Source organism: Bradyrhizobium retamae, from assembly GCF_001440415.1.
Lineage (GTDB): Bacteria > Pseudomonadota > Alphaproteobacteria > Rhizobiales > Xanthobacteraceae > Bradyrhizobium > Bradyrhizobium retamae.
In genome coordinates, this window is record NZ_LLYA01000192.1 from 33527 (window position 1) to 50112 (window position 16586).

Annotated in this window: 12 protein-coding genes; 8 read left to right on the forward strand and 4 right to left on the reverse strand. The window is 57.4% G+C overall.

Translation table 11 applies throughout. The features are described from left to right. Positions 1 to 136 precede the first annotated feature (136 nt). The 3 genes from CQ13_RS32430 (at position 137) to CQ13_RS32440 (ending at position 5767) form a co-directional block, all read left to right on the forward strand. Positions 137 to 2473: an AAA family ATPase gene (locus CQ13_RS32430; protein WP_057847063.1), complete on the forward strand. Its 2337-nt coding sequence runs from the start codon at positions 137 to 139 to the stop codon at positions 2471 to 2473. A gap of 172 nt (positions 2474 to 2645) precedes the next feature. After that, a complete protein-coding gene (locus CQ13_RS32435; RefSeq protein WP_057846868.1) occupies positions 2646 to 3893 on the forward strand; it encodes a polysaccharide biosynthesis/export family protein in 1248 nt (415 codons plus the stop codon). 395 nt (positions 3894 to 4288) lie between these two features. Beyond that, on the forward strand, positions 4289 to 5767 hold the full coding sequence (locus CQ13_RS32440) for an exopolysaccharide biosynthesis polyprenyl glycosylphosphotransferase (protein ID WP_057846869.1): 1479 nt from the start codon (positions 4289 to 4291) through the stop codon (positions 5765 to 5767). Positions 5768 to 6150: 383 nt separating this feature from the next. Here the strand turns inward: CQ13_RS32440 and CQ13_RS32445 are convergent, their stop codons facing one another. Next, positions 6151 to 6513: an H-NS histone family protein gene (locus CQ13_RS32445; protein WP_057846870.1), complete on the reverse strand. Its 363-nt coding sequence runs from the start codon at positions 6511 to 6513 to the stop codon at positions 6151 to 6153. Between the two features lie 210 nt (positions 6514 to 6723). Here CQ13_RS32445 and CQ13_RS32450 point away from each other — a divergent pair, with 210 nt between their 5' ends. Together CQ13_RS32450 and CQ13_RS32455 are read left to right on the forward strand one after the other, a co-directional pair. Further along, complete coding sequence (locus CQ13_RS32450; RefSeq protein WP_197427516.1) at positions 6724 to 7095, forward strand: hypothetical protein; 372 nt, start codon at positions 6724 to 6726, stop codon at positions 7093 to 7095. Positions 7096 to 7288: 193 nt separating this feature from the next. Next, the gene (locus tag CQ13_RS32455) at positions 7289 to 7636 is read left to right on the forward strand and encodes an H-NS histone family protein (protein ID WP_430649729.1); all 348 of its coding nucleotides are present in this window, start codon (positions 7289 to 7291) and stop codon (positions 7634 to 7636) included. 1137 nt (positions 7637 to 8773) lie between these two features. Here CQ13_RS32455 and CQ13_RS40265 read toward each other — a convergent pair. After that, on the reverse strand, positions 8774 to 11113 hold the full coding sequence (locus tag CQ13_RS40265; RefSeq protein ID WP_245309477.1) for an Ig-like domain-containing protein: 2340 nt from the start codon (positions 11111 to 11113) through the stop codon (positions 8774 to 8776). A gap of 272 nt (positions 11114 to 11385) precedes the next feature. Beyond that, positions 11386 to 11748 (reverse strand): hypothetical protein, encoded by a 363-nt coding sequence (locus CQ13_RS43690; protein WP_156434038.1) that lies wholly within the window; start codon positions 11746 to 11748, stop codon positions 11386 to 11388. A gap of 181 nt (positions 11749 to 11929) precedes the next feature. On the opposite strand from CQ13_RS43690, the gene CQ13_RS32465 reads away from it, so the two are divergent. After that, positions 11930 to 12193, forward strand: a complete 264-nt coding sequence (locus tag CQ13_RS32465) for a hypothetical protein (RefSeq protein ID WP_156434039.1) — start codon at positions 11930 to 11932, stop codon at positions 12191 to 12193. 232 nt (positions 12194 to 12425) lie between these two features. On the opposite strand, the gene CQ13_RS32470 is transcribed toward CQ13_RS32465, so the two are convergent. Beyond that, complete coding sequence (locus CQ13_RS32470; protein ID WP_057846874.1) at positions 12426 to 12833, reverse strand: hypothetical protein; 408 nt, start codon at positions 12831 to 12833, stop codon at positions 12426 to 12428. Positions 12834 to 13505: 672 nt separating this feature from the next. Here CQ13_RS32470 and CQ13_RS32475 point away from each other — a divergent pair. Continuing rightward, complete coding sequence (locus CQ13_RS32475; protein WP_063800210.1) at positions 13506 to 13727, forward strand: hypothetical protein; 222 nt, start codon at positions 13506 to 13508, stop codon at positions 13725 to 13727. A 679-nt stretch (positions 13728 to 14406) separates the two neighbouring features. Beyond that, positions 14407 to 16569 (forward strand): coiled-coil domain-containing protein, encoded by a 2163-nt coding sequence (locus CQ13_RS32480; RefSeq protein ID WP_210183085.1) that lies wholly within the window; start codon positions 14407 to 14409, stop codon positions 16567 to 16569. Positions 16570 to 16586: the final 17 nt, after the last annotated feature.

Genomic DNA, 16586 nt, shown 5'->3' on the forward strand with positions numbered 1-16586 from the left:
AATTTGGACAACAGATTTTTCTCCTGTTATATTTAAATGCCCATCCTCGACCGGAGGCGTCAAACCGGCGTCTGGCCCAACACGATCACTGTTGCGGCCGTCGGACAGCGAGATCAGCCGCGCAGCGAGCACCAAAATGCTTCAAACTAACATGTTAAACGCCGAGCAGACCCGCAGTCCTCAGACCGGCCCGGCGTACAGCGACGATGCCGGATCTGGCGGCATAAGCGAACTTGTTAATTTCGCACTGGGGCTGCTGCGACGGCAATACCTTGTGATCATCCTTACTGCGGTGTTCGCATTAACATCCTGCATAATCTACCTACGGATCACCCCACCCACCTACACTGCGCGCGTGCAGGTCCTTCTGGCAAACCCTAGGGCGCAGTTCGTACAGCAGCAGTCGATACTTTCGGAGCCAGCCTTCGACCACAACCAGATCGAGACCCAGATCCAGCTGCTCAAGTCGAGCGCGCTGGCAACCTCAGTGATCACTCAGCTTAACCTCGTCAATGACCCCGATTTCAGCGGTTCCGGACCGTCGCTGTCCTCATTATGGCGCGCGGCATCAACCTGGAACTCAACCCTGCCGCAGCAATCCAAAGCTAGCACTCCGGCAGGACTGTCCGATGCCATCATCACGGCATTCCAGGACCGGCTCTCAGCAAACCGGATCGGCATGAGCAGCATTCTGGAGATCAGCTTCAGTTCGAGCAACCGCGAACGAGCCGCGGAAATCGCAAACGCAGTAGCAGGGGCATACATCGCGGAACAACTGAATGCAAAATTCGAGGCCAATCGAAGTGCAACGAGCTGGCTTCAGGACAGGCTGCGCGATCTTGGCGACCAGGCGCTCAATGCTGAGCGCGCTGTTAATCAATACAAGTCTCAGAACAACATCGTGTCCCCGGAAGGAAAGTCGATCGACGAGCAGCAGGTCACAGAGCTCAACAATCGGCTGATGGCGGCTCGCGCGCAGCTGACCGAAGCGTCGGCGAGGTTAAATCAGTACGACGCTATATTGCGCACCAACCCGGCCAATTTGTCGTCGATGGGCACCCTCGACGCCGTTGGCTCCGACGTCACCAGCAATCCGATCATAAACGGTCTCCGACAGCAGTATCTTGAACTGACGAGACGCGAAAGCGAGTATTCGGCCAGATTCGGACCTAACCATCAGGCTGTTGCCACTCTCCGCAATCGTTTGCGCGATCTGCGCTCTTCGATTTTCGATGAGGTCAGAAGACTTGCCGAAAACACCCGAAATGACCTCGAAGTTGCCAAGCAGCGACAGCAACAGATCGAGAAACAGCTGGCCGAGGCCGTGGTCCAATCGCGCACAACGAATGCGGCTGAACTAACCATACGGGAGCTGGAAAATCGTGCGAAGGGTTTGCGCAGCCTGTCTGACATGTTCCAGCAGCGCTACATCGGCGCCAAGCAACAGGAGAGTTTTCCCATCTCCGAGACAAGGGTAGTCCAGCCCGCGTCGCCGCCGCAGAGCAAGAGCAAGCCGAAAAGCAAAGTAATCCTGGCGCTGGGCTTGATTGGCGGCGTCGGCTTCGGGATCATGCTGGGCTTGTTCCGAGAGCTAATGGATCGCGTCTTTCGCACCTCCGCGCAGATCGAAGCCGAACTGGGACTGCCATGCCTCGCGTTGGTGCCGGAGCTCGTCGTGCCGCAGTCGCCGCTGCGCAGAGCCAAATCGCGTTCGAACGATGGGGATCCAGGTCAGCGAACTATCGCGAAGGATTCGGCTATCCACCGTGCCGTCGTTGACAGGCCGCTATCGAGGTTCGCCGAGGCGATACGTTCGATCAAGCTGGCGATCGACCTCAATGCGACCAAGACCTCAAATCAGGTTATTGGCATCACCTCGGCTCTGCCCAATGAGGGCAAGACAACAATTGCAGCTTCGCTGGCGCAGCTCATTGGGCATGGTGGAAAGAGCGTCATCATCGTCGATTGCGACCTGAGGAATCCCTCGCTGTCCTCCAGTCTAGCCCCAAATGCAGCCGCCGGCATAATCGAGGTCACCAATGGCAGCCGGTCGATAGAGGAGACAGTCTGGCGGGATCCAACAACGAACCTGGCATTCTTGCCGGCCGTCCGGCGGAGTGACCTGCTGCATAGCAGCGAACTCCTTTCAACTGACTCGATGCACAAGCTCTTCGACCGACTACGGGCGAGCTATGACTACGTCATCGTCGATCTTCCGCCCCTGACTCCATTGGTTGATGTTCGCGCCACAACACAGCTCGTCGACCACTTTATCCTGGTTGTCGAATGGGGACAGACCAAGATCGACGTCGTCAAGCATGCCCTACACACCGCGCCTACCATCCATGACAGCCTGATCGGCACTGTCCTCAACAAGACCGACATCAAGGCAATGGCTCGCTACGACAGCTATCTGCGCGACTACTACAGCGAAGACCATTGCGCCCGCTACGGCCTGTCCAACTCCGGCTAAGCAGGGATTTGTTATTCTATCTCGGTGATAATTAGTTGGTTGCGCGGCTGCCACTGTTGCAGCCGCGCAACACACGGGGACTGCTTTTCAGATAGATAGACGAACAGGCTGGTTCGATTCGCGCGACGGTGCCAACGTGCCCGGCGATTGGTCTCAGTTGATAGTTGGGGGAATGGTTCTGATCCGCACGCTGCACATTGGCGCGACAATCGCGGTCGGCATCATGACCCTACTCTGTGCCGGGTGTATCATCACGCCCGGTAGCGGCCCGTTGGGCGCGGACGTCCAAAGAGCCAAGGAGGGTAGCGAGCCGGCCGCGCTCCCCTACGCGCTGGTCAAACTGACCCCGGAAGTGGTCAACATTCTTGGCCAACACATACCCCGGCTATCCACCGCGTTTGCCGCTCAAACCCCGCCGAAGGCATTTCGCTTCGGAATCGGCGACATTGTCAGTGTCACGATTTTTGAGGCCGCAGCCGGCGGTCTTTTCACTTCCGATGCGGGCGTTCGCGCCGGCAATTTTGTCACCATTCCCAACCAAGCGGTCGACGAGCAAGGCAATATCTCGGTTCCATACGCAGGCTCTATTCGGGCCAAGGGCCGCACGCCCTTTGAGATTAGCAAGGAGATCACGGACAAACTCAAGGCTCGCGCCCTTGAGCCGCAAGTCGTCGTCAACCTCGCGACGCAGAACACTTCTCTGATCACCGTCCTTGGTGACGTGCGAAACGCCGGTCGTTTTCCAGCCAGTCCTTCTGGCGAACGCGTCCTCGATGCGATCGCACGTGCGGGCGGCCCATCTGCGCAAGGCTACGACACCTGGGTCTCACTCAAACGGATGGGACATCGTGCGAGCGTGCCGTTTGGCGCGCTGATGTATGAGCCCGCCAATGACATTTATGTGCTTCCCAACGATGTCATCTACCTGTTCAATATGCCGCAGACCTTCGTCGGGTTTGGCGCCGGCGGGACCCAGGGCCTATTCAAGTTCGACTCCTGGCGCCTGTCATTGGCCGAGGCAATCGGAAAACAAGGCGGACTGAATGACTCTCAAGCCGATCCAGCGTCGGTGTATCTGTACCGCGGTGAAACGCGAGCGATTGCCAAAGAGCTAGGTGTAGACGTCACACAGTTTCAGGGCGAGATCATTCCGATCATTTTTCACGTGAATCTGCGGGATCCATCCGGCTATTTCCTGGCCCAGTCCTTCGCCATGCGGAACAAGGACGTCATTTACACATCCAACTCGGTTAGCGTGGAAACCACCAAGTTCCTGGTCTTCCTGAGAACCATCATGGCGACCGTGAACGACCCGATCATCTACGCAACCAACTTCTTTGCTCTCAAGGCTGCTGCTTCAGGCACCGGAACGACGACGATTATCACAACGCCGCCGCCGATTACGACTACGACCCCCTAGAGCATCCGGAAAAGTGCGGAGCGTTTTCCGAAATCATGCTCACCACGATTGAAGAATCATCACGCTTTAGTCTGTCTCCTCCCGGCGGAACCAGAGCATCGATGCGGCTGGGAACCTGGACCCTGGCAAAGGTCGGCACTTGATCGCCGCGATCTGCCGCCTTTCTGGCTGCGCATCAACAATCATCCCAATCGCCCATAGCCTTGCGACGGCACCGGCATCGCCCTAGCCAGCCGCCCCGCTACGGGTGCCGTGCAAAACTGGCGCTGAGATAATCCACCTCAAAAAAATAATCCGACTTATTTAATTCACCGCCGTTTTCGCTTGATTTATTTAAACCGTTAACAATAAATTAATCTTCATTGCAAAAAGCCTCGAACGACACTGGTTCTGGCATGAACTTTATTAACCGACATATTGCAGCCGGCCTCCACGAGGGAATTGCCCTTGAAGAATACAGCTATCCGTTGGGTGCCCAACGGAAATGGCCGATTCGCTATAGGTCCATCGAGTTGGTTGCGATCTGCGCCGATCTTGCCACCATCGTTCTCGCAAGCATCATCTCGGTCTTCTTGTGCCGGATCTACAGTAGTTGGGCAGCGACAGGCCTCGCAAACGCGATTGGCTCGGCCATTGTCGTATCGGCGATGTTTGTGTCGTTGCTGAAGATGCGGGGTATGTACAGGCCAAGCGAACTGCTGGTCCTGCGCAACCAGATCCGTGCCGTTTGCGGCGCTTTGCTATACGCATTTATCCTTCTCGCCGCTGCGGCCGGCTTGCTCAACTTCGGTGACGACTTCTCTCGCAGCGCCGGAATAGCCTTTGCGCTTACCAGCCTTGCATTGCTTTTTGTCGGACGAGCTCTCATGAAGAGCTTGCTCATGAGGGGCCTCAGCGGAAGAAAGTTCGCCGGCGGCAATATCATTCTGATTTCAGACCAACCACAATCTAGTGATGTGGGACTGGTGCCTGCGCTGACCATGCTCGGTTTTTGTGTGACCAAGCATTTCAGCTTGCCTCCGCCCCGTTCCGGCCCTGATCACCGCAAGCGGCTCAGCGCCCGCGTCATAGAGAATGCGCGTGGCTCCAACGTCGAGGAGATCATCGTCGAGGCGGATCCCAACCGATGGGCAGAATTACGCGCATTTGTCGCCGAACTGCGAGTTCTGCCGACTCCGGTCGCCTTTGTTCCTGTCGGAGCGCTTTCGGAGATGTTCCGGCGGCCCACCCGGGACCTCGGTAGCGCCGTATGCGTGGAAGTTCAGCGAGGGCCGCTTACGTTTTTCGAGCGCGCCATCAAGCGGTTCATGGATTTGATCGGCGCCGGCCTTGCCTTGCTTATTCTGTCGCCCCTGCTTGCTGTAGTTGTCATAGCGATCAAGCTGGATTCATCTGGTCCGGTCCTTTTCAGGCAGCAACGCTGCGGCTTCAACGGTCGGAGCTTCTCGATCTACAAATTCCGCACGATGCGCGTATTGGAGGACGGGCCGTCGGTCGTCCAGGCGCGACCGGTCGACAGCCGTGTGACCCGCATTGGAAAATGGTTGCGTCGCACGAGCATCGATGAACTACCGCAGTTGCTCAACGTGCTGGACGGAAGTATGTCACTTGTCGGACCGCGCCCGCACGCCGTCTCGCAGGATGGCCAATTTGATAAGGTTGTCCGCAATTACGCCTTCCGGCGGCGCGTGAAGCCCGGGTTGACAGGTTGGGCGCAAATACACGGGTGCCGAGGACCCACACCCACCACCGCCTCTATCGAACGGCGGGTAGAGTACGACCTTTGGTATATCGACAACTGGAGCGTTCGGCTGGATTTGGTTATCCTGCTCCAGACACCAATTGAGGTACTTCGCGCTCGCAACGCCTATTAGATGCAAAAATGGACGTCGATAGTCGTGCCCCTCAGTGAAGCGGCACGTCGCAGGGTAAGCGTAACCGATGCGGCGCCAATTCGAGCCCGGAAATTAGGAATTAGTATTGCTTCTCTTGAACCAGAGCGTCAGAGATGTGCGCCAGAAGCGCCTGTTCGTCCGTTTGGATCGTCCGGCGAACGTTGTGATTTCGCGACGTCGTCTTCTCGCCTTGCGGAAGGCCGGGCACTAGCCCATTCAGCTCATTTTCGATTTCTGCCCAATCCCGATTGGTCACCGCTTGCCTCTGCCGCACATCATAATGTCTGACGGCAGGTTATCTCAGTTCGTCGGCTGCACTCTTAATTCTTGGTTTCGTGGTTAATAATACCCGCTCGATCAGCTCACGCTCGCTGACGAGCCTTCGTACCAGCCTCGCTAATCCGGAACTCTTCAATCTTGCGTCCCGACTTGACGGCTGCAACAAGCCACCTCGGCCGCTTGCCGCGGCCCGACCAGGTCTCGGAGGTCTGAGGATTTCGATACTTTGGCAAAACCCGGGGATAATTGCGGCGGGGCTTGCCGCTCGGTTGCAAATCCCCCAAATCATCCGCGATGATTGTGCCGTGGCTAAGCACTGCCAGGCGCTTCTCAAGTTCGCCTTTTTCCGCCCTGATCCGCGCTGATAAAATTCCGCTGATCTCTCCGTGAAGAGCCCAAAGCTCATCCAGAGACCAGGACTCAAAATCGATCTTCTTCGGAGCCATGCCGCCGCTCTTGATTCCCCTTAGAACATAAGGCGATGTCACACCCCCGAATAATAATCAAGGGGGACGACAAGAGTTCCATGTGAAAATGGATTATTCTGGCCTTCTTCGCGATTGTTTTGACACCGAAATCTGGCCGCGCGAAACTCCCAGCCTGGGCGGCCTTTTCAACTGCACCTCGATCAAAAGCTGCAGCTAGAGACGAGGAGTTTGGCAGCTGGGATCGTGGCGCGCGGCAAGGCTCGGTTGCCGCCGCCGGTACTGCGCTTTCCTGCGCGTCCCCCTGCCTCTATGGCGAAAGAAAAGCGACAGCCGGCATCTGATGACTTCGATATCCTTCAGGACACGCCGCCGAAGTTCAATCTGCTGCCGAAGTTGGCGAAGGTCACTCGATGCGGCAGCGGGCACTATGCAACGGCCAACCGCATCCTGAAGGCGACAAAGAGACGAACCAATAGAATAATCCATTTGGGCACCTACGCAAAAACTATGGCAACGACCTACCTTAATCCTGTTCTCATTAACAAGCGCATCGCCCTTCCCTCCCGAGGGACATCCGGCTTTGTTCAAAATACTAAATAACGCTCTTGCTTTTAACAGAATTAAATTATTAAATTTGCATTCAAATAATGTTTGGAAAAATAAGCCTATCAATTCAAATTTCGCACGTATTTGGCGTCATCACCAGCGATATTTCGAGGACTGGATGCTTCCGGAAAGACCGCAATCTGTCAGCCTTAACGGACCCGCGATGCGCAGGACAGACTTGGAGACAATGGATTTTGACGAGCTTTGGCTCTTGCATGAGCAGCTCACCAAACTCCTGTCCGAAAAGATCACCGCGGAGAAACTTCAATTGGAACGGCGTCTGGCGCAATTGAGCCGCGTAGAGCAGATGCGCGACGTCGAGGGGGCGCCCGCCAACCGCCCGCGACGCAAATATCCAAAAGTTGAGCCAAAATACTGGAACCCCTCCCAGCCGACGCAAAAGTGGTCTGGACGCGGAAAGCAGCCGAGATGGCTGGTCGCCGCCTTAAGTGCCGGACGGAAATTGGAAGACTTTGTAATAGACAAAAGCGTTAATCATGCAGACGACGATAATCACAACGACGAGACCTCTTGACGCCGGGTCGCGGTCAAGGCCTTCCATCTGCACAGGAATTTGGCCCTCCTGCACGCGTGTATTCGAGGTAGGCCACTAGATTGCTGCGAATGCCTGCGACCTCCCCAAGCAATATCCCGTAAAGTTCCATGCGTGACGTGAGGACTGCCGCTGTTGCGTTGGCGTTGGTCACAACGCGAAGCTGTTTGTGGGCGTGCTTTATTGTTTTGAACGAATCCTGAAGAGCTCTATTGTAAGCTTCGCTTGTAACACGGTTACCCATCGAATCCCCCGTGTGCTCGGCAGCAAGGATTTCCGAGAATGTTAGACGATGGTGGCGGGAGGCAGGTTCAACGTTTCCGAGAATTTTACGCGCTGCAATGAAGGGGCCCGCCGGGCAGGAGTCGGACGATGATTTAAGATGCTTCAGTGGCTGCTCGGCTCCCGCCAAAGCACGTGCCAGGGGTCTTGCGGAGCATTTCACGGCAGCTCGGGCCTCAGCATGGAATTAGAATCGGGACACCGACGAGCACCCTCCTCTGTTGATCGGGCTGGGGCATGTTCGAACTCAAGGTTAGGCTAGGAAACGCAAACAAGAGGGACCGTAATGTCGACTGCGCCTCGAATTCTCATTTGGTCGGTCTCCGTGACCGCAATCCTTGTTGTTTCCACAAGCGCCATGGAGGCGGCGGATTGGACCGCCCAGCCGGTTTCGACGGCAGGAGCGGATGTTGGCGCGCACCGCTTTGATGCACGATCGTTGCGTTCAGTCGGAGTTCGGCACGCTCGGTGCGAGTTTGTAGAAGGCGTGCGGGGGGCTACCCCTCTGACCGTGCCATTTTTCGGGTCCGGCTGGTATCCTGGACCTGCGCATTATGGACCTTGCCGACGCTATCGAGCGGAGGCGGTCATTTCAGTCAGGTACTAGACGACTGGTGGCTAACACCCTGCTGGCCGGGGCGCCAACTTTTCAAGAGTTCAATAGAAGCAATACGTTAGATTGCCAGCCTACTTCATCGTGATAGCGATGTCTGCCGGCTGTGCGCGAGCCAGGGTTTGCTGTCTTTCCTGCGATCCTCCCGACCAAGGCTTCTGCTGATAGTTCGGACGCGCTCAGAAATTGGCTGAGCGCGTCCGAATTCGTTTTAGGCTGATCGACTACGAGAACTGGAAGTCATACTTGTCGATGGCGCTCAGCTTGGTGTTCTTTAGGGTCACCGAGTTGTCCGCATCAGCCGAAATGACGACATTTTCGCCTACCTGCGTTGCATGGGCGAGAACGCTCGCGAAACTGTCGAAGACGCTCTTGCTGAACTGAACCACATCGTGGGACCGTCCATATGTACCGAAATCCTTGACGACGTCGTTCCCGAAGTTCGGCGCAAATACGAAGGTGTCAGCGCCTCCGTTCCCAGCGAAGAGATCGTCGCCGGAGGTGCCCTTCAGTGTATTGCTCCCTGTCGAGCCGAGGATCGCATTGCCCGAAGTACCAACAACCTGACCGGTGCTATCGATCTGCTTGGCAGTATACGTGTGCACCGTGTCGGATACGGCGGACGATGTCTTGAAGGACCAGCTACCGTCGGCAGCCGTATTCACCGTTCCCAGCGATGCGTTGCCGTCGTACAGCTTGATCTGACTGTTGGCATCGGCGACGCCTTTGATCGTGACGATGTCGCTCCAGTTCTTGTACATGGTGGTCAAATCGACGGACGAAATCGGCGCAGTTGCACTGGAAGCACCGATCTGTCCGTCACTATTGAGATCCTGATGGAAGCTAGTCTCGAGCGTTTTGAGGCCATTGTTCGTACCCGACACCTGGCCGCCCGACACGGAGCCGGTCAGGGCGCTGACATGGGAAACGTAGTTGCCGTTGTTGTCGGTGTTCCAGGCCGTGTACTGACCGGTGCTCGCCTCCTTCCACGCAACCTGATAGCCCGTCGCCGTCTTCTCCGCACCGATCGGCGTCCAGGTGCCATCTTGCCCGTCCACAAAATCCGCACCGCCATACTTCAACGTTGGGCCGGATCCGCTGCTGCTGTAGAGGTGATATTTGCCGCCGCTCTCAACGAGACTTGTCGCGCCAGCCGACTCGACTTGCTCACTCGGAGTTGGCGTTGGCGACGTGGGTGGAACTGGGGGAGCCGAGGTGCCGATGCTGGCCGTGACCACGGCGGACGCCGCGCCGGTGTTGCCTGCCGCATCCGTCGCCTTTGCAGTAAGGCTGTGCGAACCGGCCGCAAGGGCGCCGGTGGTATAACCCCAGGCACCACCGCTATTGGCCGTCGCGGTCCCGATCTGGGTGGTGCCGTCGAACACCTTCACGACGCTGTTCGCTTCCGCCGTACCGGCCAGGTTCAGGCCGCCATTGGCGTTGTTTGTTGGCGTCGCCATCGTCGGGGCCGTGGGCGCCGCGGTGTCAATTTTCAAGGCAAGTACCGATGACGTCGAACTGGTGCCCGACGTCGTGGTGGCTGTGGCCTTGAGGCTATGGTTGCCGTCCGATAGCGCAGCGGTCGTGTAGGTCCACGCGCCACTGCTGTTGGCCGTAGTGGCCCCAATCTGGGTCGTACCGTCGAGCACCTTCACGGTGCTGTTGGCGGCAGCAGTGCCCTGGAGCTGGAGCGTGTTGTCGCTGGTAATGCCGTCGCCGGCCGCTCCGGTGTCGTTCGAGAACGACGCGATCGTCGGTGCGGAGGGCGGGGTGGGCGTCGAAGGCGGGGTCGGCGACGAGGTTGGGTAAGGCGTCGGGTCGGTGCTGTTGTCCCATTGGACATTGTTGCGAATGGTCGCGGTCGTATTCTGGACCGCAATGTAGCCGTAATGCCCCCGGTCGAGGTAGTTGTTCTCGATCACGACGTTGGAGATAATGCCGCTTAGCCCGGCCTTTTGGGCCACGTGCACCGTGTACGCCGGGTCACCAAACATCAGGTTGTCTCTGACGGTGACATCGTTGACGGAGCCAAAGTCGTTATCGATAAAGACCGCGGCCGTGCCGTTGTTATTGGGTGCGATAATCGTATTGTGCTCAATTACCACATGGTTTTGGCCGCCCAGGGCGGTGACGCCATCGTAGTGCGGATCGGCGCTGCCGTAAAATAAGTCGTGGATATAGTTGCCGCTGACGGTGCTCGCGCCGTCCGTTAATTGGATGCCAATCGAGACATGCGAAATGTCGTTGCCGACAAACGTTCCGGAGCCGAGAATGCCCGAGTTGGTTAAGTTGCCTCCGATGATATCGCAGTTCTCAACCCGAAGGTTGGGCGAGTTCTCGCCCTCGATGCCCCACCAACCATCACTCTTGATGATGCAGTTGCGGATCGTTACGTTCGCAGCCTTGACGGCAAGTTGGCCGTCAATGATCTTGCCCTCAATCACCGTGCCGTCTTGGGTGATGTTCATCGGCCCAGTATAGGCGGTGAGAGTTGTGCCAGCCGGAACGCCCGTCGTCGTCGCGTCAGGCATGCCGAAACGGGCAGGATCAATGGTACCAGTCATGTGATTACTCGCGGGTTGATGTTGATGAAGACGGTGTGGTCTTCCGCGGGCGACATTTTTGCGACGACATCACGGCTTGGCTGAGGTCATTTCTCGCAGACCAGTCGATAATTGAACGGCGGAAGGAACATTTACCGCTCGTCGATCAAATGCCACCACTTCAGCCTGAACTGGAACTCAACTTCAACCCCGTTCAGCGGTTCAAGACCAGACGCGACACACGACACCTCACCCATCCATCAAGCGGCTGCTGCTCTTTCCAATGTCGCGCCTCAAAACAAATCTTTATTGCCCGGAAACGCCCTGAATGCAGCTCCAGATATGACAGCACATGGCGTCTCTATCGGCAATTTCCCATTCTGCGGACGCAGACAACTCCGTTGCCGAGAAGCGTCTGTACAGCGGCGCTGGAAACGATGTCCTTGCGACACCGTTGAGGCAGCCTCAATAGGATTGACCTCCCTCAGCGGCGTGCGAGCAACGATGAAAGCAGTCCCGATGGAGGCGATGGCAACGACGCGCTCACGAGCCACATCGGGAACGACGCTACGCTTGACGGATGCAGCGCGGATACGTTTGTTCTTGCCGCCGAGGACAAGCCGCTCGAAGCAAGAATTAACCTCAGCGATAGACATCAAGCTCAATACCTGACTTTCGTTGCGGCCGCTTTGATAGACTCTAGTATGGCTGCCAGTCGCGCGTATTTGCGAACATTGCGCCAAGCTCCATTTATTGCAAAATTGGCGCCTTTACCCGACGAGACCGCAAATGCGGTCCGCGGCGCCAACTTACCGGTAGCTCTTGATATGGGGCAACATGGCCAATTTATTGTACTGGCTGCTGATCGCAATCTGTTTCTGTTCGGGTTTTTTCGGCTACCCAGTTTGGACGATCTTGTTACTGGGAGTGGTTGCAGCAGTCACCTACCTCATCGATCGGCAAGGCGCATTTGAAATCGGAATGAAGGAGTGGGGCGCTGCCTATCCGCTTATGATAGTCGCAGCAAGCGCGCTGCCAGCGGGCATTTTGTTCGCAATTGGCTGGCTTGCTAGTCGAGCACTCTCGCAAATCTTAGAGTGAGCCGGCTTATCAATTGCCACTTGGACTTTCCTGGCTTTCGAGCTTAGCGACCGCAACTGCTATTTGCCATGGTGACGTCGCCTCCGACCCTTGATATCGAAGAGACTTGTTTGTCGTTGTTCTGCCTGGCAACGACACACTTGGCGGATCGATTTGTCTGAGCTCAAGAGCTAACGCGACAAAATACGACGCTTTCCAAGCCGGCGTCGTTCTCGTCGGACCATTTTTAGGTTCATCCGCTATCCTTCGCGTGAGAGATGCTGTGTCCAAAGTCGAAGTCAGGAAACCTTGTGACTAGCGCAGTCTTCAAGAACTGGATATGCCTGATAGTCGCTTCCAGTTCGTTTAAGCGCCTCTGCCCTTCTGCTATCTCGCGGCCGAGTAAATTCTGATAATGGCTATCCTCCGGATCTCGCGTTAGATACTCATCGGAATCATTGCCCAAGGTTACTGCCGATCGCGCTAGCGCGTCATCGATACGTGCTTTCAGGCCAGCCTGCTCAGCTCTCGCGCCCTCCAGCGCATCTTCTATCGACCGAAAAATGGATGTAGCGCGGGCACGGTCATTTTCGGTATCTCGGCTGGCCGATCGCGCCTTGAAATTGACAATGGTGCGCGCTTTTAGAAATCGCTGAAACATCTTCGAGCTTCTCCAGGATGGTTGGGCCTAGACAGACGCTGAGTCGTCACGGCCAAATTACCACGAAACGCGAACGTTCGGCGCATGATCGCTTTCGTGCGAATGATGTCCGTCCATGAGCAAGGTCGGGCTCCCCAGCTCAGCATCCAAGAAACCACCGGCGGATGGGACCGCCCATCGCTGCCCGGTTGGAACTATGTCGATGGCGTACCGATGCCGGTCTCTCATCAGCAAACAGGCGTGAGAACGATTGTGCCGCCAGAATGAAAACTGAAAAGGCCACCAATCTTCTGAGCGCGCAAAGCTTCGCGTCGTAAGTCAACCTCCAAGCAATCTGATTCCGGCCTGCTCGACAATCGATGCGGCCCGCGCCCCCTCTTCCCACTGCTTGCACGTTGGGCATGTCCGCCCCAGCCTGACGCCGCCCAATAAATGCTTAATACTATTTAATCGTATTAAATAGTATAACTTGTGGTAACTTCAAACGGTCGAGGGCGGCCTTGGGAGAGGGTACGACGACTTGAGGCAAAGGCTCATACCATAGTCGCCACTGAAAGTAAGGCCGGAGGCATCTGGCCGAGTTCGATCATGGGTCCCGTTTAGCCGAACGCGCGCATCTGTCGCTATCAAAAAAGTGAGTGCGCGCCTCGAACTGATTGCGTGGAGAAAATGATGGTTGAGAAGCACCCTGCAAGGCTGGGCTCAATCAGCTTCGGCCGTTCGAAAACTGTTTGCACAATTCGTAGTATTTCTGCTTTCGGCGCCGCGCTTGATGTTGCTGCGGATGAACAAGTCCCTAACGAGTTTGCACTGACCGTCATTCCCGACGGTGACCCGCGGCGCTGCGCGGTCGTTTGGCGCAAAGAGAAACGCATCGCCGTCGCGTTCTATTGACTTGCCCGCAAAGGAAAATCGGCAGGGCCGTTCCTCCCGGAGCGATGCGCCGCTGCATCGTGCTGTCTTTTCAGCCTGTGAGTGATCCTCGAAAACACCACACGCGAAGAGAGCAGCCGAACGCCAGAAAATGGAACCTGCTATTATTAATTTGATTTAATTGTGATTTAATAATATAAATGCGCATTGAGCTTAAGACGTACTTGCGAAGTAAATTGCGAAGTGACCCATAACACCATCTGAAAAGGCGTCACATTTGCGCCAGCCCATTGAAACCGCTCCGAGGGACGGAAAGGAAATCTGGGTCGAGGATGATCAATCGGCTTACGATGTCGCGCATTGGTCGCCTGAGACGAAGGAATGGGTTTGGAAAAACGGAAGACCGATCAGGATCACGCCGACACATTGGTCTCCAATAGCGGAGCCTCAGTATCAGGAAGACGATCAGTCGAACCGCCCGCTCCAGAACGATCGCGTACGTCGATTGTTTGTCGCTTCGTTGATCGCTGCAACTCTGGTTGCATCTGCGTTGATCGGCGTGCATTTCCGCACGGAACTCGTCGCTTCTGCGACGCGATACCTTGATCTGCCAGACATTACCGATCTCGACAGCAAGGTGGAGTTGTGGAGCAAGCCGGACGACGAAACTGCGCGGCTCCGCCAAGCGGCGGACGTCACGGTGAAGGAACTGCGGCGCTCCCTTCAACAGGAACAGGCAGGTGCCAACGCACTCGCAGACGAGCTTTTGGAAGCTCGCCGCGAGATCGAAACGCAAGCCATGCAATTGCAGAAGGCCGTCGATGAAGCTCGGCAGCAGAAGCAGGCGGCAGAGGCCGCCGCTTCCCAATTACAAGAATCCCTGCGGCAGGAGCAAAAGAAGACCGCCGTCCTCACCCAGGAGATCGGTATAGCGCGCCAGGCGATGACGGCAGGCACAGAGCAGCAACGCCACGCGCTCGAAGGGGCAGAGGCGCGCGCCGCGACACTTGCGAGTGAGCTTGCCGGAATGCGGCGCGAGATCGAAACGCAGGCCGCGCAGTCGCAGACGGCCGTCGAAAAAGCTATACTGCAGAAGCAGGCGGCGGAGGCCATCAATGCCGAACTGCGAGAAACTCTGCGGCAGGAGCAAAGGAAAACTGCCACGCTCGCCCAGGAGGCCGACGCTGCGCGCCAGGCGATGAAGGCCACCGCCGAACAACAACGCCGCGCGCTCGACGAGGCACAGGTGCGTGCCGCAACGCTTTGGAGCGAGCTTGCTGGAGCGCAGCGCGAGATCGAAACGCAGGCCGCACAGTCGCAAAAGCTTATTGATGAAGCCGCGCATCAGAAGCGGGCGGCGGATGCTAGCGCTGCCGAATTGCGAGAATCTTTGCAGCAGGAGCAACGAAAAACTGCCGCTCTCATCCAGGAGGTCGACGCTGCGCGCCTGGCATTGGCCGCCGCCGAGCAACAACGCGGCGCGCTCGAGGAAACTCAGGCGCGCGCTGCGGCACTCGTGAGCGAGCTCGCTGAAACGCGTCGCGAGATCGAGACACGGGTCGCGCAGTCGCAAGTGGCGGAGGGTGAGGACACGCAACAAAGACAGACGGCGGAAACGACTATCACCGAACTGAGAGAATCCCTACGGCAGGAGCAAAAGAGAACCGCAGCGCTCACCCAGGAGTTCGACGCCGCGCGCCTGGCGATGACGGCAACCGCCGAGCAACAACGCCGCGCGGTCGACGAGGCACAGGCGCGCGCTGCGGCCCTCGCGAGCGAGCTCGCTGGAACGCGTCGCGAGATCGAGGCACAGGTCTCGCCATCGCAAGTGACGGACGAACCGGATACGCAACAAAGACGGACGGCGGAGACGACTATCGAAGAACTGAGAGAGTCCCTACGGCAGGAGCAAAAGAAGACCGCTGCTCTCACCCAGGAGGTCGACGCTGCGCGCCAGGCGATGACGGCAGCCGCCGAACAGCAACGCCGCGCGCTTGAGGAGACACAGGCGCGTGCCGCAGCACTCGCGAGAGAACTTGCTGGAACGCGCCGCGAGATCGAGATGCAGGCCGCGCAAGCACAAAGAGCGATCGATGAAGCCTTGCAGCAGAAACAGACGGCAGAGGTTACCACTGCCAAATTGCAAGACTCCCTGCAGCAGGAGCAAGAGAAGATCGGCGGCCTCATCCAGGAGGTCAACGCGGCGCGACAGGCGATGGCGGCGAGCGCCGAGCAGCAACGTCGTGCCCTCAACGAGGCTGAGGAGCGTGCCGCAGCACTCGCGAGCGAGCTTGCTGGAACGCGTCGTGAGATAAAGACTCAATCTGTGCGGTCGAAAACGGCGGGGGATGCTGTCACGCGACAAAGACAAGCGGCGGAGCGCACCATCGCGGAGCTGCGGCAATCGCTGCATCAGGAGCGCAGCAAGATTGGAGCCATGGCACGCGATCTTACGCCCGCGCGGCGGCCCGCGGATCAGCGCGAGCCCCTCGGGCGCGCGCAAGACAGTCCGGATAACCCGATCGTCCGGGCGACGCAGACTGCAGACGCGGCCGTAGCGAAACAGCCGATGGCCTTCGATGCGCAGGACAAGGCAGAGGCAGCGCGATTGATCGCGCGCGCCAGTGCGCTGCTCGGTCAAGGCAATATCGGCGCGGCGCGTATCGTACTCGAGCGCGCCGTCGAGAGCGGCGACGCTCATGCAAGTTTCATGCTCGCACAGACATATGATCCTGTCGTTCTGTCCGCATGGGGCACCTATGGAACGCGTGGCGAGTCGGCGAAAGCACGCGAACTCTACGCGAAGGCGCACAGCGGCGGCATTCGAGAGGCAAAAGAGCGACTCGACGCATTGCGTGAGTGAGGGGATCAGACCCCGCA